Annotated in this window: 19 protein-coding genes and 1 riboswitch; of the genes, 14 read left to right on the top strand and 5 right to left on the bottom strand. The window is 43.9% G+C overall.

What is annotated here, in order from left to right; genetic code table 11:
- The first annotated feature begins 148 nt into the window (after positions 1–148).
- The 4 genes from larC to BN3456_RS08615 all read left to right on the top strand — a co-directional run bounded on the left by larC (position 149) and on the right by BN3456_RS08615 (position 3,495).
- Entirely contained in the window at positions 149–1,387 is a 1,239-nt protein-coding gene (gene larC / locus BN3456_RS08630; RefSeq protein ID WP_089983735.1) for a nickel pincer cofactor biosynthesis protein LarC, read from the top strand.
- A gap of 21 nt (positions 1,388–1,408) precedes the next feature.
- Complete coding sequence (larE, locus tag BN3456_RS08625) at positions 1,409–2,221, top strand: ATP-dependent sacrificial sulfur transferase LarE (protein WP_089983734.1); 813 nt, start codon at positions 1,409–1,411, stop codon at positions 2,219–2,221.
- A 134-nt stretch (positions 2,222–2,355) separates the two neighbouring features.
- On the top strand, positions 2,356–2,928 hold the full coding sequence (locus BN3456_RS08620; RefSeq protein WP_089983733.1) for a chromate transporter: 573 nt from the start codon (positions 2,356–2,358) through the stop codon (positions 2,926–2,928).
- A gap of 3 nt (positions 2,929–2,931) precedes the next feature.
- Positions 2,932–3,495, top strand: a complete 564-nt coding sequence (locus tag BN3456_RS08615) for a chromate transporter (protein WP_089983732.1) — start codon at positions 2,932–2,934, stop codon at positions 3,493–3,495.
- A 128-nt stretch (positions 3,496–3,623) separates the two neighbouring features.
- Here BN3456_RS08615 and BN3456_RS08610 read toward each other — a convergent pair whose 3' ends face one another.
- A complete protein-coding gene (locus tag BN3456_RS08610) occupies positions 3,624–6,116 on the bottom strand; it encodes an FAD-dependent oxidoreductase (protein WP_089983731.1) in 2,493 nt (830 codons plus the stop codon).
- 206 nt (positions 6,117–6,322) lie between these two features.
- Between BN3456_RS08610 and BN3456_RS08605 the strand changes: the two genes are divergently transcribed.
- Positions 6,323–7,321 carry a LacI family DNA-binding transcriptional regulator gene (locus BN3456_RS08605; protein ID WP_089983730.1) on the top strand — a complete coding sequence of 333 codons (999 nt, stop codon included), beginning with the start codon at positions 6,323–6,325 and terminating at the stop codon, positions 7,319–7,321.
- A 46-nt stretch (positions 7,322–7,367) separates the two neighbouring features.
- On the opposite strand, the gene ehuA is transcribed toward BN3456_RS08605, so the two are convergent.
- From ehuA to ehuB, 4 genes are read right to left on the bottom strand one after another with little or no spacing between them, the layout of a single operon-like run.
- Entirely contained in the window at positions 7,368–8,135 is a 768-nt protein-coding gene (ehuA, locus tag BN3456_RS08600) for an ectoine/hydroxyectoine ABC transporter ATP-binding protein EhuA (RefSeq protein ID WP_089983729.1), read from the bottom strand.
- A 22-nt stretch (positions 8,136–8,157) separates the two neighbouring features.
- The gene (gene ehuD / locus BN3456_RS08595) at positions 8,158–8,811 is read right to left on the bottom strand and encodes an ectoine/hydroxyectoine ABC transporter permease subunit EhuD (RefSeq protein ID WP_089983728.1); all 654 of its coding nucleotides are present in this window, start codon (positions 8,809–8,811) and stop codon (positions 8,158–8,160) included.
- 1 nt (position 8,812) lies between these two features.
- Positions 8,813–9,484 carry an ectoine/hydroxyectoine ABC transporter permease subunit EhuC gene (gene ehuC, locus BN3456_RS08590; RefSeq protein WP_089983727.1) on the bottom strand — a complete coding sequence of 224 codons (672 nt, stop codon included), beginning with the start codon at positions 9,482–9,484 and terminating at the stop codon, positions 8,813–8,815.
- 7 nt (positions 9,485–9,491) lie between these two features.
- On the bottom strand, positions 9,492–10,364 hold the full coding sequence (gene ehuB / locus BN3456_RS08585) for an ectoine/hydroxyectoine ABC transporter substrate-binding protein EhuB (RefSeq protein ID WP_089983739.1): 873 nt from the start codon (positions 10,362–10,364) through the stop codon (positions 9,492–9,494).
- A 330-nt stretch (positions 10,365–10,694) separates the two neighbouring features.
- Positions 10,695–10,832, bottom strand: a riboswitch (cyclic di-AMP (ydaO/yuaA leader).
- Positions 10,833–11,214: 382 nt separating this feature from the next.
- Here ehuB and BN3456_RS08580 point away from each other — a divergent pair.
- The 9 genes from BN3456_RS08580 to BN3456_RS08540 all read left to right on the top strand — a co-directional run bounded on the left by BN3456_RS08580 (position 11,215) and on the right by BN3456_RS08540 (position 20,993).
- Entirely contained in the window at positions 11,215–12,270 is a 1,056-nt protein-coding gene (locus BN3456_RS08580; protein ID WP_089983726.1) for a LacI family DNA-binding transcriptional regulator, read from the top strand.
- A complete protein-coding gene (locus BN3456_RS08575) occupies positions 12,257–13,657 on the top strand; it encodes an L-fucose/L-arabinose isomerase family protein (RefSeq protein ID WP_089983725.1) in 1,401 nt (466 codons plus the stop codon). The genes BN3456_RS08580 and BN3456_RS08575 overlap by 14 nt, the downstream gene beginning before the upstream one ends.
- 2 nt (positions 13,658–13,659) lie before the next feature.
- Positions 13,660–14,493, top strand: a complete 834-nt coding sequence (locus BN3456_RS08570) for a transketolase (protein WP_089983724.1) — start codon at positions 13,660–13,662, stop codon at positions 14,491–14,493.
- Positions 14,486–15,418 carry a transketolase family protein gene (locus tag BN3456_RS08565; protein WP_089983723.1) on the top strand — a complete coding sequence of 311 codons (933 nt, stop codon included), beginning with the start codon at positions 14,486–14,488 and terminating at the stop codon, positions 15,416–15,418. Before BN3456_RS08570 ends, BN3456_RS08565 begins: the two co-directional genes overlap by 8 nt.
- Before the next feature lie 74 nt (positions 15,419–15,492).
- Positions 15,493–16,533: a D-ribose ABC transporter substrate-binding protein gene (locus BN3456_RS08560; RefSeq protein ID WP_089983722.1), complete on the top strand. Its 1,041-nt coding sequence runs from the start codon at positions 15,493–15,495 to the stop codon at positions 16,531–16,533.
- A 110-nt stretch (positions 16,534–16,643) separates the two neighbouring features.
- Entirely contained in the window at positions 16,644–17,297 is a 654-nt protein-coding gene (locus tag BN3456_RS08555) for a DUF2291 domain-containing protein (RefSeq protein ID WP_089983721.1), read from the top strand.
- Between the two features lie 108 nt (positions 17,298–17,405).
- A complete protein-coding gene (locus BN3456_RS08550; protein WP_089983720.1) occupies positions 17,406–18,962 on the top strand; it encodes a sugar ABC transporter ATP-binding protein in 1,557 nt (518 codons plus the stop codon).
- A 5-nt stretch (positions 18,963–18,967) separates the two neighbouring features.
- Positions 18,968–20,020: an ABC transporter permease gene (locus BN3456_RS08545; RefSeq protein WP_089983719.1), complete on the top strand. Its 1,053-nt coding sequence runs from the start codon at positions 18,968–18,970 to the stop codon at positions 20,018–20,020.
- Positions 20,021–20,114: 94 nt separating this feature from the next.
- Positions 20,115–20,993 carry a ribokinase gene (locus BN3456_RS08540; protein WP_089983738.1) on the top strand — a complete coding sequence of 293 codons (879 nt, stop codon included), beginning with the start codon at positions 20,115–20,117 and terminating at the stop codon, positions 20,991–20,993.
- The last annotated feature ends 1 nt before the right edge of the window (position 20,994 follow it).

The raw sequence follows: 20,994 nt of genomic DNA, 5'->3' as shown, positions 1-20,994 counted from the left end.
TTTTTGTGGTGATTACATTATACACGAAATAGGGGGGTCATTGCTATTTTATTTGTAAAAGTGGATATAACCCTTGAAAATAAAAGGTTTTAAATAAAAATAGGGCTGTAAAACTTTACAGTACCATCAATCAGATGGAGGGTGTGAGATGAAAACCTTATATATAGAATGTAATATGGGAGCGGCAGGTGATATGCTTATGTCGGCGCTGCTGGAGCTGCTGCCTGAACCGGAGGAGTTTATTGACAAAATGAACAACCTGGGTATTCCCGGCGTCCGCTTAGAAAAAAAGATATCCGTTAAATGTGGTATTACAGGCACACATGTTTCGGTATATGTAGGAGATGCAAAAGAGGAAAGCTATGACATATCTCCCGGCCATGTCCCCGTACACTCACATCATGAACATGCACAAAACCATGGCGCACACAGTCATACGCATACACATCATGAACATGGCCACGCCAGTTTGGAGAAGATACAAAGCCTTCTGAACTCCCTGCCTGTATCGGATAAGGTAAAAGAAGATGCTGTAGCAGTGTACAGCCTGATCGCAGAGGCGGAAGCTAAGGCACACGGAAAACCCGTGGAAAACATTCATTTTCATGAGGTGGGGACTATGGATGCAGTGGCCGATGTTGTCGGTGTCTGTATGTTGCTGGATATACTTGCCCCTCAGAAAATTATTGTTTCCCCGGTACATACCGGAAGCGGTCAGGTCAGATGCATGCATGGTATTCTGCCGGTCCCTGCCCCGGCAACTGCATATATTCTCCGGGGTGTACCGACTTATGGAGGGGAGATTCATGGGGAACTTTGCACACCCACCGGCGCTGCCCTCCTCAGACATTTTGCAGATGAGTTCGGCAGCAGGCCGGTTATGGTGACCGATAAAATTGGATATGGGATGGGGAACAAGGACTTTCCCATTGCCAACTGTGTACGTGTTTTCTGCGGCGAAACAAATCAGCAAAATACAGATATTGTTGAGATTGACTGCAATCTTGATGATATAACAGGCGAACAGCTTGGCTTCGCTCTCGAAACCTTAATAGAAAAAGGAGCACTGGATGTATATACGGTACCAATCCAGATGAAAAAAAGTCGTCCGGGATACAAACTGGTATGCCTGTGCAAACCGGCTGATGAAGAGTCAATGGTACAGTTAATCTTACAACATACGACTACCCTTGGAGTGAGATGCAGCAACCGGCGCAGATATACGATGGAACGTCATATTGAAAAAATGGAAACAGAGTATGGAACGATCCATATTAAAAAGGCAGAAGGTTTTGCAGTAAAAAAAAGTAAATTTGAATATGAGGATCTTGCGGAAATTGCGCGTAAAAACGGAATATCACTGGCAGATGTGAGAAATAATATTTAATTTTAATGGAGGGTTATATTTATGGCAAGCAAAGAACAGAACAAAAAATTGAAAGATACAAAAGAATATCTAAAAAGTCTGGGCAGTGTGGCAGTTGCATTTTCCGGCGGAGTTGATTCTACATTTTTACTGAAGACAGCCCATGATGAGCTTGGAGAAAAGTGCATTGCAATAACGGCGAAGTCCTGTTCATTCCCAAAACGTGAGCTGGACGAGGCAAAGACATTTTGCAAAAGTGAGGGAATTAGACATATCGTTGTGGAGTCTGAGGAACTGGAAATTGATGGGTTCCGGAAAAATCCAAAAAACCGGTGCTATTTGTGTAAAAAAGAGTTATTTGAGAAGATATGGGATATCGCCAGACAGAACAATATTGACGCAATTGTAGAAGGATCTAACCTGGATGACAACGGAGATTACCGTCCGGGCCTCCAGGCGGTGGCAGAGCTGGGAGTTAAAAGTCCGCTTCGTACATGCAATTTGTCTAAGGATGACATTAGAGCATTGTCAAAGGATATGGAATTGCCAACGTGGGATAAACAGTCCTTTGCATGCCTTTCTTCAAGATTTGTGTATGGAGAGACTATTTCGGAAGAAAAACTGTCAATGGTGGATAAAGCAGAGCAGCTTCTCTTGGACCTGGACTTTCATCAGGTCAGAGTAAGAATCCATGGAACAATTGCAAGAATCGAAGTCCTGCCCGAAGAATTCACAAAACTGATAGAGGAAAAGACTCGTGAAAATATCGTGAAATCCTTTAAGGAATATGGATTTACTTATGTTGCGATGGATTTGACAGGATACCGCACCGGAAGTATGAACGAGACATTATAAATAAATTAAGATATGCCTGCCCCGCGGTAATGGGGCAGGCATATCTCATACCGTAACAAAGATTTTTAAGTACCGGATGGTCATATATTATTCTAAAAAATGCTTATAATGTAGATTGTAGGGAGGTATTTTTTATGGATAAAAATTTGAAGAATTATTTACAGCTATTCAGGTCTACTTTCTTTTTGAGTGCTTTCACCTTTGGCGGCGGATATGTCATTATACCACTGATGAAGAAAAGATTTGTAGATGAATTAGGATGGCTGACGGAAGAAGAAATGCTGAATATGGCGGCAATTGCACAATCTTCCCCGGGAGCGATGGCGGTCAACGCATCCATATTAGTAGGTTGGCGGCTCATGGGCTTCTCCGGGGCACTAATAGCTATCCTTGGAACAGTACTGCCGCCGTTTATTATACTCTCTGTTCTCTCATTATTCTATACGGCCTTTCGAGATAATCAAGTTGTGAGTGCCGTACTCAAAGGCATGATGGCCGGCGTGTCAGCAGTAATCTTTGATGTAGTAATCACAATGAGTGGAAAGATAATTAAGACAAAAAAATGGCTGCCTATTGTCATCATGACCGGAGCGTTTTGCGTTTACTATTTCTTTCATATCAATATCATTTACATCATTTTGTTTTGCGGTGCTCTGGGCATACTGGTCAGCATGTGTGACAAGCACACTGGAAAGGAGCATATATAGAACATGATTTACTTACAACTATTTTGGAGCTTCCTACAGATTGGTATGTTCAGTTTTGGCGGTGGTATGGCGGCCATGCCGTTGATACAAAACCAGGTGGTCGATTTACATGGTTGGCTTTCGCTTACTGAATTCACAGATCTTATCACCATTTCGGAAATGACGCCGGGGCCCATTGCAATCAATTCTGCAACCTTCGTGGGAACGCGAATTGCAGGTGTGGGAGGCGCTTTAGTCTCCACTTTAGGGTGTTTCCTGCCCTCCTGTGTCATTGTGTCAGTATTGGCATGGCTGTACAATAAATACAGTAATATGCTATTCATTAAGGGTATGCTCGCAGGACTGCGCCCCACTGTGGTTGCTCTAATCCTTTCAGCGGGACTGTCCATTCTTGTGCTGTCATTCTGGGGAACAGAGGGATTTACAGGAAATATATCTTCTACTGATCTTATTGCTGTAGCTTTATTTGCAGCAGGGCTTTTACTGCTTAGAAAGTTCAAATTGAATCCTATCTTCATTATGATGGGGAGTGGTGTAATTGGCGGGGTCTGTTATCTGTTAAAATAATATGAAGGACTTTTTTGTCCTTGCGTCTTCTCTTGTTATATATGGCTTCCCTGACTAATTAACAGATTACCATGCTACGGAAAGAAATTCATTCAGTTTGTAACACAATAAAGAAGTGTATACTGCTTTTATACAAAAAGATTTACATTTGCTTCCTCTGCATTTCCGAGATAGGAAATCACCCCGGCGAACTCTACGCCGTCGATGAGTTCTTCTTTTTTAATACCCATAACCTCCATGGACATGGTACATGCAACCAGTTTTATGCCGCTCGCCATGGCTTTTTTCATTAATTCTTCCAGGGAACTTACGTTCTTATCCCTCATGATCTTTTTCATCATTTTTGTACCCATGCCACCTATATTCATTTTAGATAGCTTCAATTTACTTACGCCCCTTGGCATCATGAACCCAAACATTTTTTCAACAAATGTTTTGGAAACATGCTGTTTTGATTTCTTCCGGAGTGCATTCAGCCCCCAGAAGGTAAAAAACATTGTGACCGGACGCCCCATAGCGGCGGCTCCGTTGGCAATAATGAAGGAAGCGAGAACTTTGTCTAAATCTCCGCTGAATACAATTAAAGTTTTTCCCTGAGGAAATGAGGCGGTAAGAGTGGACTCTGCTTGGGGTACATTACATTCGCAGGAATCCGCCTCTTTTTTAATGTAAACAATGTTCTCGCGGCCTTTTTTCTCTGTTTTTAGGAGAATATTTCCGGTTCTTCTGCACCAGGCCTCGATATCTCTCGTAAATCCCATATCTGTTGCCGATACCTGCAATATCTGGTCTTGTTTTAATGAAGAGAGTTCCTCGTGTACTTTCATAATCGGACCGGGGCACTGCAAACCGCAGCAGTCTATGATTTTTATCTCTTTACAGTCACATGGCGGGACACCCTCCAGGTCACCTTGGTTAGGTGTTTTTTTCTCGTTTTCGGAAGTACTGTCATTGTGCATGGATTTATAAAATGATGTTCCGGCTGAAAGCACTTTCACCTGAGTGAAACCATTTTGCATAAGTATACGGGCCGCATTATAGGAACGGACACCTATGGAACAGTAGGGGATGATGAGACAGCTTTTGTCAAGTTCTCCCAGGTGGCTGCGTAGTTTCCCGAGAGGAATATGGACAGATCCGGGGATGGAGAATACCATTCGCTCTACTTCCTCTGTGACATCCAGGATTGTATAAGTATCTTTTTTACTCTGATCCGCTATCATAGAATCCATTTCATTGTATTCTATAAATGACACTAATCCTTCCAGTACATTTTGTGCAGTGAAGCCCAGCATATTTACCGGATCTTTAGCGGAGGAATAAGGTGGCGCATAAGCAAGCTCTAATTCCGCCAGATCATTGACGGTGCCTTTCAGTCGCATTGTGACGGCTATGGTGTCTATCCGCTTATCCACCCCATCCTGACCGATAATCTGTGCGCCATATATACTGCCGCCACGGTCGAAAATTAGCTTTAAGGTAATGGGGGCGGCGCCTGGATAGTAACCGGCGTGGGATTTTTGGTTAATAAGCACGGTTTCGTAATCCCGGCCTTTTTGTTTTCCGGCAGCCTTAAGTGCTTTTTCATTCAACCCTACAGCGGCTGCGGTTAAATCAAATACCTGGGCTACAGAGGTTCCCATTGTACCCTTATACGGAACCTGATTACCGGTTATATTATCAGCACAGATGCGTCCCTGCTTATTGGCCGGCCCTGCCAGGGGAATCATTGTTTTGTCACACGAAATAGAGTGATTTACCTCAATTACATCGCCCACAGCATAAATATGTTCGTCCGAGGTTCTTAAAAACTCATCTACCACAATCCCGCCTCTGGCATTTAACTCTAAGCCGGCTTCTTTGGCTAGTGAACTGTTGGGACGTACTCCAATGGAGAGAAGTACCATATCTGCAGTAACCATTTTACCGCTCTTAAGATGTATGACTGTATGATTATCAACTTCCTGGAAAGAGTCTACACCGTCTTTTAAAATCAGTTCCACTTGGTTCGCTCTAATATTTTCATGGAGCAGCTGTGCCATCTCATAATCTACGGGTGCCATGACTTGATCCAGCATTTCTATAATGGTCACATCGATACCTGCTTTTCGAAGGTTCTCTGCCATCTCAAGTCCGATAAATCCCCCGCCTATAACAGCAGCTCTTTTGGGCGATTCCTTTGATACTACTTCTTTAATAGCATCTGTGTCAGGAATTGTCCACAGGGTGTAAATATGACTGCCTTTAATTCCCGGAATAGGTGGTTTCAGTGGTGAAGAACCGGTGGCTATAATTAAAGTGTCATAAGTTTCTTCATATTCCTCTCCAGTTTTTAGATTTTGTACCCTAAGGGTCTGCTCGTTTCTGTTAATCTTTTGTACTTCAGAGGAAGTACGGACATCTATGTTAAATTTTGCTTTCATAGCTGCAGGTGTCTGCAAAAGCAGCGCATCCCGGCTCTTAATTACATCTCCGATATAATAGGGGAGGCCGCAGTTGGCATAAGAAATATACTCTCCTCTTTCAAACATGATAATTTCCATAGACTCGTCTTTTCTTCTCAATCTCGCAGCAGCAGTCGCGCCTCCCGCCACGCCGCCGATGATTACCGTTTTTGACATCACTATACCCTCCATTTTGTAAAATTACGGATTTTGATTTATGTACTTCACTCTACAGAAGACGGAGGGGAAATTCAGTGATTTAGTCACATAAATTTACCTTTCCTTTTGATAGTGGCTGAGATATAATATAATAAGTCACATCAAGTCAAAGCCTAATCTCCAGACAGAAAGGGAACTTTTATGCTAAAGGATGAGCAATCGTTATGAAGGTAAGTATAAAGAAAATCAGTGAACTCACAGGTTTCTCCCCTGCCACGGTTTCTAATGCACTGAATCACAAGAAAGGGGTAAACCGTGAAACTTCAAAGAAAATCCTAAAGACGGCGGAAGAGCTGGGATATCGAACGGATGATAAGATTAAGAAAATCTGTTTTGTCATTTTCAGAAGAAACGGGTTGATTATAGATGACAGTCTTTTTCATCCAGCGGTGATAGAGGGTGTGGAGCATCAGGCGAAGGAAATGGGATATGAAACTGTGTTTTGCCGTGTGGATATCAGCGACCCGGGGTATGGAGATCGAATAGAAGAAATTATGACGGACTCAGAGAGCGCAGTGGTTCTTCTGGGAACGGAGATGATGGAAGAAGATTTTGAACCGTTTCTTCGTGCTCAGAATAAAGTGATACTGCTGGATGGGTGGAGTGACAGATATTTCTTTAACAGTGTTTTGATAAGCAATACAGATTCTGCGGTGAAGGCAGCCGAGTATTTGCTGCATAAAGGACACCGGGATATAGGGTATATTCAGGGGGATTTTAGAATACAGGCTTTCAAGTACCGGGAAATCGGACTTCAGAGGGTGCTGTCCAGAGAAGGAATATCCCTAAAACCTGAATATATCGCTACTGTTGGGACCAGGATTGAGACGGCGTATGAAGGAATGAAACAATATCTGGATAAAGCTCCGGGCCTTCCCACAGCTTATTTTGCTGATAATGATACCATTGCCATAGGAGCAATGCGGGCGCTAAAAGAGTATGGGTATGATATTCCCGGGGATGTATCCATTGTGGGGTTCGATAATATAAGCTTCGGAGCAATTTCAGATCCGCCCTTGACAACGATCAACGTATATAAGCAGGAAATGGGAGAGATGGCGGTGCGTCAGCTGGCACTGGCCATGGAGGAGCCGGAAAAGATAAAAATGAAAATACAGGTCTGTACTGACTTCGTGGAGCGGGGAAGCGTGCGGGAGATATAAAGAAAAGAGCATCGGTTGATTCAACCATCCTCTTTTCTTTATTGCATTATGAATTAAATCTTGATAAAAATGACTGAAGTCTTGGCGTCTGTGGGTTGTTAAACAATTCCTCCGGTTCGCCTTGTTCTGCGATAACGCCCTCATTAAAGAATGCTATTCTGTCTGCAATTTCCCTCGCAAAGTCCATTTCATGGGTAATTAGCAGCATGGTCATGTCGCTTCCAGAGGCGATTTCCTTAATCACATCCAGAACTTCACCTACCAATTCGGGATCCAATGCAGAGGTGGGCTCATCAAACAACATGATATTGGGTTTCATAACCAGTGCTCTGGCTATGGCAACTCTCTGTTTCTGCCCCCCTGACAGCTGCGCCGGATAAACATCCAACTTATCCGATAATCCGACCTTTTCCAGCATTTCTTCCGCCTGTTGTTTAGCCTTTTTCTTTGAAAGCCCCAAAACTGTAATAGGAGCTTCCATGACATTTTTTAAAACGTTCATATGAGGAAACAGATAAAAATGCTGGAAGACCATACCTATACTTTTCCGTATTTCTCGAAGGTGCTTTTCCTTTGCCTTCACAAGTTCCCCATTAACTTCTTCCTGCCATAAATTCTGGTTTTCTACTTCTATAATTCCGGAATCAGGTTCTTCTAGTGTCATTAACAAACGTGCCAAAGTGGTTTTTCCCGAGCCGCTAGGGCCTATAAGAGCTACTTTCTCTCCAGGATAAATATTAAAATCTATATCTTTTAAAACTTCCAGATCTCCATAAGTTTTCGTGACATTTTGATAACTTACAATTGGTGTCATAATACGCTCCTTTCTGTACGAATCAATTTCTGTCTCCCAGGCGTACTTCCAGTTTTTTGATTAGCTGTGATGATGGATAGCTTAACAGGAAAAATATAATTCCAACAATAGTAAAGCCTTCCAGATACCTGAAAGAGCCGGCCCCGAGTATCTTAGCTGTCTGCAGTATTTCGACAAGAGTTATAGCAGATAATAAGGGCGTTTCCTTAAACATGGTAATCAGGTAGTTGCCGATAACAGGGATGATGGGTGGAATAACCTGAGGTAAAATTATTTTCGTCCACGCCTGGATATGCGAGAAATTTAAAGCTTTTGCGACTTCCCACTGTCCTGCGGGGACGGCCTCTATTCCACTCCTGAATACCTCTGACAAATAAGTACTGTAGTGTATTCCCAACCCCAGAATTCCAGCGGTAAAAGGCTTTAAGGATATTCCGATTTTGGGGAATACATAAAAAATAAAATACAGCTGTACCAGAAGCGGCGTATTTCTTATAAACTGTACGATTCCTCTCACAGCCAGAGATATGATCTTAACTTTTGATCGAGCCAGAACTGAAAAAATCAGTCCTAGGAACAAAGCCAGTATAAATCCAACAAAAGTTGCACTTATTGTTACTTTTAAAGCCGATAAAATTGAGGGGAGTATAGAAAAAGCGTAATCCCAGTTCCACATATTACACTCTCCCTTCTGAAACTTTTGCTTCCAATAATTTCATCCCTTTGGATAATGGCATACCAATTATAAAATAAATAACCAGAAGCATTGTGTAAACCTTTGTGGTTTCAAATGTGGTGGCATTCAAAATATTGGCTTGGTAAGTTAAATCTGTTAATGTGATCATGGAAACCAGGGATGTACTTTTTAGCAGCTCTATCAGCTGATTCCCTAAATTGGGGAGCATCATTACAAATGCCTGGGGTATGATGACTTTTACCATACGCTGAGTTTTCGTCATATTCAGCGCAATGCAGGCTTCTGTCTGCCCCACAGGCACATTTTGTATGGCACTTCGTACAACCTCAGAACAGTATGCTCCGTAATTCAGCCCTATAGCTAAGACCCCTGCAGTAAGCGCCGAAAGCCTTATTCCCATCATGGGGAGTGCAAAATAAATCCAAAAGAGCTGAACCAGAAGAGACGTCCCTCTGAATATTTCTAAATACACACCTGAAATGAAACGTACTATTTTATATTTGGACATTCGCGCAAGACCGGATATAAAGCCCAGCACCAGGGCCAGTATGGCTGCAAGAAATGTAACTTGTAAAGTAACCTTCAGTCCGACCTTGATCAGAGAGATAAATATTTCATATGTGGTCAAGCGTTCCACTCCCTTTCTTCCCATGTATGCATCACTTGATCACCTCTTCCAGTGTTACATCTCCGGGCAGCTCTTCTTCCGTAAAGCCAAATTCCTGTATGATTTCGAGTAATTCTCCTGAATCCTGTAATTTTTTTAGTTCATTATTAAACGCTTCAACGAAATCCGTATCTTCATTTCGAAACGCTGTAGCACCATAGCCTCTCACGCTTTCGCCATCTACAGTGGGCTGTGCAAAATCGGTAACCCTTTCAAAATCGGAATTTTTTGATGAATCCAGTGTATTTTGCAAAGACGGGCCTGTGGCGGTGATGACATCCACCCGTCCCGCTTCCAGGGCAGCCAATGCAGCAGGCATATCGGGAACCGTAATAATCCGGTCCTTTGGAACACCGACTGCAATCAGATAATCGTATTCAATTGCTCCGCCCGGCACGGCTACTGTGGCAGATTCATGGGCAGCGATATCTTCATAGCTGTGCAGATCCAGAGGATTCGCCTTATTAACTGCAATTGCTTCGCCTATGCTATATTCGGGATTGGCAAAACTTACATCCTTTGCCCGCTCCGGTGTAATGAACATGCCGGCAGTAACCATATCAAACCGCTTTGCCTGTAGTCCGGGAATTAGAGAACCAAATTCAGTCAACACTCCTTCCATTTCATCGATGCCCATATTTTTAAGAACTGCACGGGCGACTTCAACCGCTTCACCGGTCAGCTCTCCGTCGGCATTTTGGTAGGCGTAAGGCTTTTCGTTGGCGAACCCAATAGTGACACCCCCTTTTTTCTGCGCCTTCTGGAGTGTGGTTTTTCCAGACCCTCCACCATCTCCTGAGTTGCCGCATCCCCCGATGGAGAGGACAAGTATTGCTACTAACAGTATAAGACTAATTTTTCTTATGTTTTTTTCCTTCGAGTTGAAAAATTTCATGACATATCTCCCTTCTGATATCCTGACACAGAAAAGTCGTGCCTGCGCCGGACATAAAAATTAAGAGCAATTGCTAGATGTTTACAGCACGTATTTAATTTGAATTAATTATGTTGGGTTTTGATACATAAACAGGGCTGTAAGGCCCAAAAGAAAAACAAACGTATTTGAGTAACAGTTTAGTGGAATCAAGCTGATGGATGAACTGTTACGACTAAATTTGAGTAAAACAGACCGCAACTATTCAGAAAAATAAGTGAACGCTTACTTCTTTCCCTGCGTAATTACGAAAATTCTATGTAATTTTGTTTCACACGCTTACGAGGTTAGCTGACGGGTTCGGTCAGAAACTGCCCTATGGCCTGCTCTTACACAGGCTAATTCACCCCAGGAAATGGTTCCCCCGTTTTCCTTTTGGAAATTCAGCAAAAATTAATTCACTGAGTCTTTTATGCTCTGATAAAAGGGTACCATACATGAAAAATCATGTCAACCGCCAATACTGAATTGAAATAATCAGGTAATATAAAGGCAAAAATCATATGCTGTATGCGGTTTTTAATGTCGATAGAACAGCATGCATATAGCATATAATAGGAGAGATATAATTTATATAAATATTTAAATACGATAAAGGGGATTGACAACAATGTGGTTATGAAAAACTTAAAAGTAATGTTAATGTTATACAAAAGTATTAATTAAATACTGTGAAAATCATACAAAACATAAATTATGCAAATAAAATACAATAAAAGGTATTGAAATATTTATATAAATGTTTATAATCGAATATAAATAAATAAGAGGCGGTGAGAGATTGAGGGCCAGCATAAAACAAATAAGCCGGATTACGGGTTTTTCTCCTGCTACAGTTTCAAATGCTTTGAACCACAAAAAGGGCGTAAATGTAGAAACTGCTGAAAAGATATTCCAGGCAGCTGAAAAATTGGGGTATCGGACGGAGAGATCAAGTTCTAAACTGCGTTTTGTGACTTATAGAAAGAATGGACGAATTATTGATGACAGTCAAATATTTCCTGCCATGATAGAAGGTGTTGAACGGCAGGCGAAAGCCATGGGATATGAGACTACATTCAGTCATTTAAATTACTGCGCCCCTGACTTTAAAGACCGCTTGCGGGAAGTGACAGATGACACGAGTTCTCCTTTGATTCTTCTTGGCACCGAGATGCTGGAGGGCGATTATAAACTGTTCGTGGATTATAGAGGGTACATTATTATACTGGACGGCTGGTGCGAGGAGATGACCTTCGATGCAGTGCTGATCAATAATACGGATGCCACCTGCAATGCAATGGAGTATTTGGTGAAAAAGGGGCACAGGAAGATTGGTTACCTCAGAGGTGACTACAGAATAAAATCGTTTCAGTACAGGGAATATGGATATCATCGGATACTGGCGGTACATAACTGCCTGGAGAAACCTGAATATGTAGTGACGCTTGGAACCCGTATAGAAACTGCTTATGAGGACATGAAGCATTTTCTGGAAAGAAAACCGGAACTCCCTACTGCATTTTTTGCAGACAATGACATTATTGCCCTGGGAGCAATAAGAGCTTTGGAGGAAAACAACATTAGAGTTCCGGAACAGGTTTCTATTGTGGGATTCGATGATATTCACTTTGGAGCGGTATCCGGGCAGGGGCTCACAACGATACATGTGTTTAAACGGGAAATGGGGGAGGTGGCAGTTAGGAGGGCACTAGATCATATCAAATATCCCGGCAGACAGATAAAGACGAAAATCCAAGTTGGCACAGAGTTCCTTGAAAGAGGAAGTGTCAGGGATTATAGACATATGGAACGCGAGGAAGAAGAAAGAATGGAGGACAAAAATGGCAACGATTAAACTAGGGTATGCTCCCACAAGAAGAAGCATTTTCAGCGCGCCGGATGCAATCAAATACAGAGGACTGACAGCTGACAGACTAAAGGAACTGGAAATTGATTTTGTGGACATCGATGACATTAATGAAGAGGGACTTCTCTATGATGACCATGATGTAAAGAAAATAGCGGCTAAATTTAAAGCAGCCGGGGTTGATGGATTATTTCTCCCGCACTGTAATTTTGGCACGGAATATGTCTGTGCCAGGCTAGCGAAAGAACTGAATGTTCCCGTATTGCTCTGGGGGCCTCTGGATGAGAGGCCGGATGAGAATGGTGTGAGACTCAGAGACACACAGTGCGGTCTGTTTGCAACCGGAAAGGTACTTAGAAGGTTCCGGGTTCCATTTACATATATGACAAACTGTAGGCTAAATGACCCGATATTTGAAAGAGGAGTCAAGGATTTTCTTGCAGTGTGCAACGTAGTAAAGACATTCCGCAACATCCGCATTCTTCAGATTTCGACCAGGCCCTTTGATTTCTGGACTACTATGTGCAATGAAGGAGAGCTTTTGGAGAAGTTCAACATTCAGCTGGCGCCCATACCCATGACCGAGCTGACAGAAGAAATTAAAACCGTCAAGGCAGAAGGCGGGAAAATGGCAGAAATGATTACATATATCAATGAAAATATGGAAGTAGAGATTCAGGAGAGCCAGGTGGAAAGTGTAGCGGCCCTGGAAGTAGCTACGGAACAGCTGCTCGACCGTTACGGATGTAATGCAGGCGCGATCCAGTGCTGGAATGCACTGCAGACGGAGCTGGGGATTATGCCCTGTGCTGCCAACTCTATTTTAAATGAAAAGGGAATTCCGATGGTCTGTGAGACGGACATCCACGGGGCTGTCACGGCACTGCTTGTTGAGGCAGCGGGAATGGATGAGACAAGAGGATTTTTTGCCGACTGGACGATTCGTCATCCGGATATTGAAAATGGTGAACTGCTGCAGCATTGCGGACCATGGCCTATTTCTGTGGCAAAAGAGAAACCAAGGCTTACCTATCCTCTGGCGTTTGATCATCCCGGCAGCCTAACTGCCGAGGCAAAACATGGGGACATTACTCTGTGCCGTTTCGACGGAGACAATGGCGAGTATTCCCTCCTTCTGGGCAATGCAAAGGGCGTGGACGGACCTCAGGGGATGGGCACTTACCTTTGGATAGAGGTGGACAATATTAAGCGTCTGGAGGCCAAGATTGTGGAGGGTCCTTATATCCACCACTGTGTGGGTATTCACAAGGATGTTGTTCCGGTCTTGTATGAGGCATGTAAATATATCGGCGTAAAACCGGATTTCTATGACCCTATTGAAGAAGATGTAAAAGCGTATCTAAGAGGAGAATGATAATGGGAAATCTGAAAGCATTGGCTTACGAATTAAGAGAAAATGTAATCGATATGATCGTGGAAGGCAAAGGCGGGCACACCGGCGGCGATATGAGCGTGATGGAAATATTGACAGAAATCTATTTTGACCAGATGAATATAAGCCCTGAAACAAAAGACGACTCGGACCGGGACAAATTTATCATGAGTAAGGGGCATTCTGTAGAGGCATACTATGCGGTTCTAGCTGCGAAAGGGTTTTTTGACATTAAGGATGTTATCGCTCAGTTCAGCAAATTTGGCTCAAAGTTCATTGGGCATCCGAATAACAAGCTGCCGGGTATAGAAATGAATTCCGGGTCTCTGGGACACGGACTTCCGGTCAGCGTTGGGATGGCTCTGGCGGGTAAGATGGAGGAACGTGATTACAGAGTCTACACAGTGATGGGTGACGGGGAACTGGCAGAGGGTTCTGTTTGGGAAGGAGTTATGGCTGCCCATCAGTATAAGCTGGATAACCTGTGCGCGGTTGTGGACAGGAACCGCCTGCAGATTTCGGGAAACACAGAAGATGTGATGGGACACGATGACCTTCATGAAAGGTTCTCGGCTTTTGGGTGGCATGTTATTGATGTGAAGGATGGTAACGATATCGATCAGCTAAAGGAAGCTTTTGAGGAAGCGAAAACTATAAAAGAAAAACCCACCGTACTGATTGCCAATACCATAAAGGGAAAAGGCTCTCCGGTGATGGAGAACAAGGTAAACTGGCACCATAAAGTTCCCATAGAACAGGAACTGGTACAGATTAAGGCTGATCTCGCAGAAAGGAAGGAGGCGGCACTTCGTGGCTAAAATAGCGAATAAACAGGTTATATGTGAAGTATTAATGAAAGCAGCAAAGACAGATAAAGATGTGATGGCGCTTTGCAGTGATTCCAGGGGGAGCGGCTCCTTTACTCCCTTTGCAGATGAGTTCCCGAAGCAGTTTGTTGAAACCGGGATTGCGGAGCAGAACCTGGTAGGCATTTCTGCAGGACTTGCGAAATGTGGTAAGAAACCCTATGCGGTATCCCCAGCATGTTTCCTTTCTACCAGAAGCTATGAGCAGGCAAAGGTTGATGTAGCCTATTCGAACACTAATGTAAAACTGGTAGGAATAAGCGGAGGCATCAGTTATGGCGCTCTGGGTATGAGCCACCATTCTGCTCAGGACATTGCAGCAATGTCAGCAATACCGAACATGAGAGTTTATCTTCCAAGCGATAGGCTGCAGACCGAATGCCTCACGAAGGCGTTATTGGATGACAATAAGCCGGCTTACATACGCGTGGGGAGAAATGCAGTGGAGGATGTGTATGAAGAAGGAGCTGTACCTTTTGAGATGGATAAAGCAACAGTGATAACACAGGGGACGGATGTGGCGATTATTGCCTGTGGAGAGATGGTAAAACCCTCGGTGGAAGCGGCAAAACTTTTGAAAAAACGGGGAATCACCGCTACGGTTGTGGATATGTACTGTGTAAAGCCATTGGACAGAGACACCATTGTCAAGGCGGCATCTAATGCTAAAGTAGTATTGACCGTGGAGGAACACTCACCTTTTGGAGGCCTGGGATCTATGGTCAGCCAGGTTGTGGGAAGCGAGTGCCCGAGGAAAATAATCAACATGGCCCTGCCGGATGCCCCTGTGATCACCGGAAACTCCAAAGAGGTGTTTGATTATTATGGATTAAATGCAGAGGGAATTGCCCAAAAGGCGTCTGCGATTGTCAGTTAGGGAGGATATTGACAGGAGACACCTGTTAATATAGACGTTTTGTTACAGTATTAACCCATAAGGAGGAAGGGAAAATGAAAGGATTCAAAAAGGTATTAGCAACGACACTTGCAGCTGCCATGGTAACAGTTGTGGCAATCGGATGTGGCTCCGACAAAGAAGTGAAAGACACAGCAGACAAGAAAACGGAGGATACTTCTGACACAGCGGACTCTAAGGCTGAGGATACTGCAGAAGTATTAAAGGGAGGCGGTTCCAACCTGATTTATATTATTACACCGTCAGTGTCAAATCCGGCATTCAAAGCGGAAGCTGATACAGCATCTGCAAAAGCAAAAGAACTTGGATATGATGTAAAGACAGTCTCTCACGATGACGATCCAACTAAACAGACAGAACTTTTTGACAGTGCGATTGCTGACAAGGCAGCAGCAATTATCTGTGACAACGCAGGTGCGGATGCGACAGTAGAAGCTGTTCAGAAAGCACGAGATGCCGGAATTCCTACTTTCCTGATTGACCGTGAAATCAATGAAGAGGGTGTTGCGATTTCTCAGATTGTTGCCAACAACTACCAGGGCGCAAAAGCGATTGCTGAAAAATTTGTAGAAGATATGGACGAAAAAGGAAAATACGCTGAACTGTTAGGGAAAGAGTCTGATACAAATGCCGGTGTTCGTTCTTCCGCATTCCATGAAGTAATCGACCAGTACCCGGATATGGAAATGGTGGCACAGCAGACGGCTAACTGGGAAAAAACTGAAGCATATGACAAAATGGAAGCAATTATTCAGGCAAACCCAGATCTAAACGGTGTTGTCTGTGGCAACGATACGATGCTGGAAGGCGTCTGTGCAGCACTTGCAGCTCACAATATGTCACTCCCGGTTATCGGAGTGGACGGCTCTGATGAAGCTGCAGCTTTGATTAAATCAGGTCAGGCTACGGGGACAGCGCTTCAGCAGTTTGCAGTTATTGCTGAGATGGCAGTCACTCAGGCTGATGATTACTTAAAGAATCAGACAACGGGGTTGGATGAAAAGCAGCTGGTAGACTGCATTGCGATTACATCTGACAATGTGGATAAACTATCTGGTTTTATTTACACAGAATAGCCTGACGTAAAAGAGGCATCAAACTGTAACAAAGGACAGGGAGGCATGTAAAAGTGCTTCCCTGTAATCAAACGCGGCCCTTCACGACAAAGGGCTTGAAGGAGGACGCTATGAAAAAGCGTATGGCAGTTCTTGGACTTACGGTGGCGCTTGCTGTATCTGTGCTGCTGACAGGGTGCCAAGTTGTGAAAGTCGTCAAAATAGGGGAAGAGGGAAAATATACTGGGGAGACGGAATTTAATGCAGGAGATGATGTGGCGGCTATATGGGAATCTTCGGCCCTCCCGGAATTGAATGAAACAGCAGTGGATCTAAAGGATTTTCTGACAGAATCAAAAGGGGAACTGACCAAACTGGCTGATAAATATGGGAAATATTCTATGGGCGTTTCCGGAGAACTAAGTTATGTGGTAAAAGGAAGCGGAACGGTGGAAGAAGTAAATAATGAGTCTCAGGCAGGCTGTCTAGCCTTGAAATTGGATGGATATACAGGGGCAGAAAGCATAAAGCTTCAGATAGGGCCTGTATATAAGGGCTCCTCTATTCGAGATACTTTAAGTTTTATTAAGTTTGGTGATTATAAGAATCAGGAGGAATGGGCGGCAGTATCACAGAGCATTAATCAAGTTGTGGCAAAAGATGTTGTAGAACCGGCAAAGCCTGAATCTCTGCAGGGTAAGACTATTTCTTTTGTGGGTGCATTTACGGTATCGGCGGGAAGCACGGATGTGCTGATTACCCCTGCTGTTCTGGAAGCAAAGTAAATCACTGCTAAGTCAAATACCCCGCGGCAAGCTGACGGGGCATCAAACTTGTAGCGCAGCAAGCTGCGGGGTATTTGACCCTGGCGGCAATAAAGGAGAAGATGAAATATGGGCGAAAATTATAAATGCAGAGATGATGTGTTTCTCCATGCGGAAAAAATAAGTAAGATTTACCCGGGTACAAAAGCCCTGGACCAGGTATCCTTTGACTTGCTTAGAGGTAAGGTGAATGTACTCATCGGAGAGAACGGAGCCGGGAAATCCACCCTCATGAAAATGATTGCAGGAATTGAACAGCCAAGCGGAGGAAAGATGTATATAGATGAACGAGAAGTATGTTTCAAAGATACGACAGAGGCAAGAAAATACGGGATAGGTATTATACACCAGGAGCTGAGTCTGTTTCCGAATCTGAATGTTTTCCAGAATATTTATATGAATAAGGAGAAAACGAAAGGCCGGGTTGCGCTGGACAATAGGGCGCATATGGAAGGGGCCAGAAAGGTTTTGGAACGGCTTGAGCATCCCCTGAATCTGGAGGCAAAGGTTGAAGAACTCAGGGTGGGACAGCAGCAGATGATTGAAATTGCCAGGAATCTGGTGGAAAATGATCTGAAGGTACTGATTATGGACGAACCGACGTCTTCGCTGAGTGAGCAGGAAGTGAAAGTACTTTTTAAAATCATGCGGGAACTCACGGCACAGGGGATCTCTATCGTATATATTTCCCATAGGCTGGAAGAGATTATGGAAATCGGCGACCACGTAACCATACTTCGGGATGGGAAATATGTGGCTGATGCTGATGTGGAGGAAATTGATGTACCCTGGATTGTGAACCGGATGACCGGTGCCTCTAAGTCTTATCCCAAGAGAAACAGGGATGTGAATTGGAGCAGCATTGATACTGTATTGGAGGTAAAAGACTTGTGTCTGCCGAAAGCAGGCGGCGGATATCTGGTTGACCATTTGAACTTTCATTTGAAAAAGGGAGAAGTACTGGGAATATACGGCCTGATGGGGGCCGGAAGAAGTGAAGTGTTTGAATGTCTAATGGGGCTTCATCCGGAACACACCGGACAGGTGTTTATGAACGGCAGGGAAATGAACATAAAATCTATTTCACACCAGATCGATAATGGATTTGCCCTGATTCCTGAGGACAGACAGAGCCAGGGGCTGGTGCAGACCCTCGATGTTGAAAAAAATTGTGCGCTTTCAGCCTTAAAGCGCTATAAAAAAGGTCCTTTTCTTGATGATAAGCTGGAGGAGCAGAAAGTAGATGGGCAGATTAAAGATATACATATTAAAGTGGCAGACAAGAAGCTGCCGATACTCTCCTTATCGGGGGGCAATCAGCAGAAAGTAGTTATTGGAAAAGGGATTTTGACTGAACCTAAGATCTTACTGATGGATGAGCCCAGCCGGGGCATTGATATAGGTGCAAAGACAGAGGTGTTTGATATAATCAGCCAATATGCCGAACGGGGACTGTCGATTATAGTTATTTCTTCGGAGCTGCAGGAAATTGTTTCAATTGCAGACAGGGTGATTGTCTTGTCAAACGGTTTGAAAACAGGAGAATTTTACGGTGATGAGATACGGCAGAACACTCTGGTAATGGCTTCCTATAAAGGTCATCATAAAGAGAAAAAGGAGAGTTAAATATTATGGCAGCGAAACAAAAATCAGGGAATAATAAATTAGCAATGACTCTTTTGAAGGGCCGCACATTTATTGTATTAGTCGTTCTGCTTATATTTTTCAGTATTACGGCAAATAATTTTTTAAGTGCGGGAGCACTTCTGACAGTGGCAAAACATGTGGCACTATATGGGATTCTTGCTATCGGGATGACATATGTTATTATTACCGGAGGAATAGACCTATCGGTGGGTTCAATAGCTGGTCTCGCAGGAATGCTTGCAGGAGGTCTGATTGAGGAGGGATTTACACTAAAAATTTTCGGAGTGACATTATACTTTAGTATACCGATGATTGTAATGATTACAGTACTCCTCGGAGCGCTTATGGGGATGATTAACGGAATTGTCATCACAAAGTTTAATGTAGCTCCGTTTATCGCAACCCTGGGTACGATGTATATTTGGAGAGGCTTTGCAAACCTTCGCTCGGACGGTAAAACTTTCTCCAAACTGGCAGGCAGTGAAGGACTTGGGAATACCGGTTTTGAAGTGTTTGGACGGAATATAGTGGGAACCCCGATTCCCGCAGGTGTGGTTATACTTGTGCTGATTGCTGTTGCGGCTGGCCTGATTCTGAAAAAAACACCCTTTGGATGGCATGTATTGTCCATTGGGGGCAATGAGAGAGCTTCTAAGCTGTCGGGTATCAAGGTGGACAGAGTAAAAATCTGGGTATATGCGTTTTCAGGATTCTGTTCAGCGGTTGTGGGCATTATTGCCACGTCCCAGCTGGTATCGGCCACCCCGAAAACCGGGGAGTCATGGGAAATGAATGCCATTGCCGCATCGGTACTTGGAGGAACCTCCATGGCAGGCGGCGTAGGGACAATTGGCGGAACCATTGTCGGTGCGTTTGTCATCGGTGTCATCAATGACGGTATGACCATGTGCGGCGTGACAGAATTCTGGCAGAAAATTATCAGAGGCCTCGTAATCATCCTCGCCGTAATCATTGATCAGGTGCAGAGAAATATGCAGGCAAAGATGGCCCTCCAGGCACGCAATGAAAACAAGTAAAAAGTAAAAGAAGTAAAAGGGGTCAGTCCCTTTTGACAGCCATATTCAGAATATTCTGGCAAAAAGAAGGGCGTCTGTTTTGAAAGGTGATATTATGAAGGTATTAAATTTTGGATCATTGAATTTGGATTATGTATATTCTGTCGACCATATGGTGAAACCTGGGGAGACTATGGCCTCCTTTGGCATGAATACATTTTGTGGCGGAAAGGGCCTGAATCAGTCTATTGCACTTGCCAGGGCAGGGGTAGCTGTATTTCATGCCGGGATGGTGGGGGAAGGAGGGAAACTTCTTCTGAAAACCTGCAGAGAGAGTGGTATAAAGACGGATTATATCCGTACAATCCCGGGTAAATCCGGTCACACTATCATTCAGGTGGATAAAAACGGCCAGAACTGCATTCTGCTGTATGGCGGTGCAAACAGGAGCATTACGAAGGAATACGTGGATGATGTACTGGGATGCTTTGAATCGGGAGATATCCTTCTTCTCCAAAATGAGGTGAACCTGCTGGACTACATCATAGAGCAGGCCTATGATCTGGGTATGATGATCATTTTGAACCCGTCACCCTATGACAGTGCATTGGATACCTGTGATTTCAGCAAGATTTCTATGTTCCTGCTCAACGAAATTGAGGGGGAGCAGGTGACGGGAGAGGGAAATGTAGAGAAGATGCTAAGAAAACTGAAAACGATGTATCCGGATGCCCGGATTGTGCTGACTTTAGGCGCAGAGGGATCTGTCTACCAGTACAAGGAAGAGCAGTATCACCAGGGGATTTACAAAGTAAAGGCGGTGGATACCACGGCAGCAGGAGATACGTTCACTGGGTATTTTATTTCTTCGGTTATTGAAGGAATGCCTGTGCAAAGAGGGCTGGAGCTGGCGGCAAAAGCAGCCGCAATTGCAGTATCCCGACAAGGTGCTGCGGATTCCATACCATTAAAAGAAGAAATTGTGGGGGAATAGT

Source organism: Clostridium sp. C105KSO13 (assembly GCF_001517425.1).
Classification (GTDB): Bacteria; Bacillota; Clostridia; order Lachnospirales; family Lachnospiraceae; genus Muricomes.
This window is presented reverse-complemented; position numbering and strand designations above follow the sequence as displayed.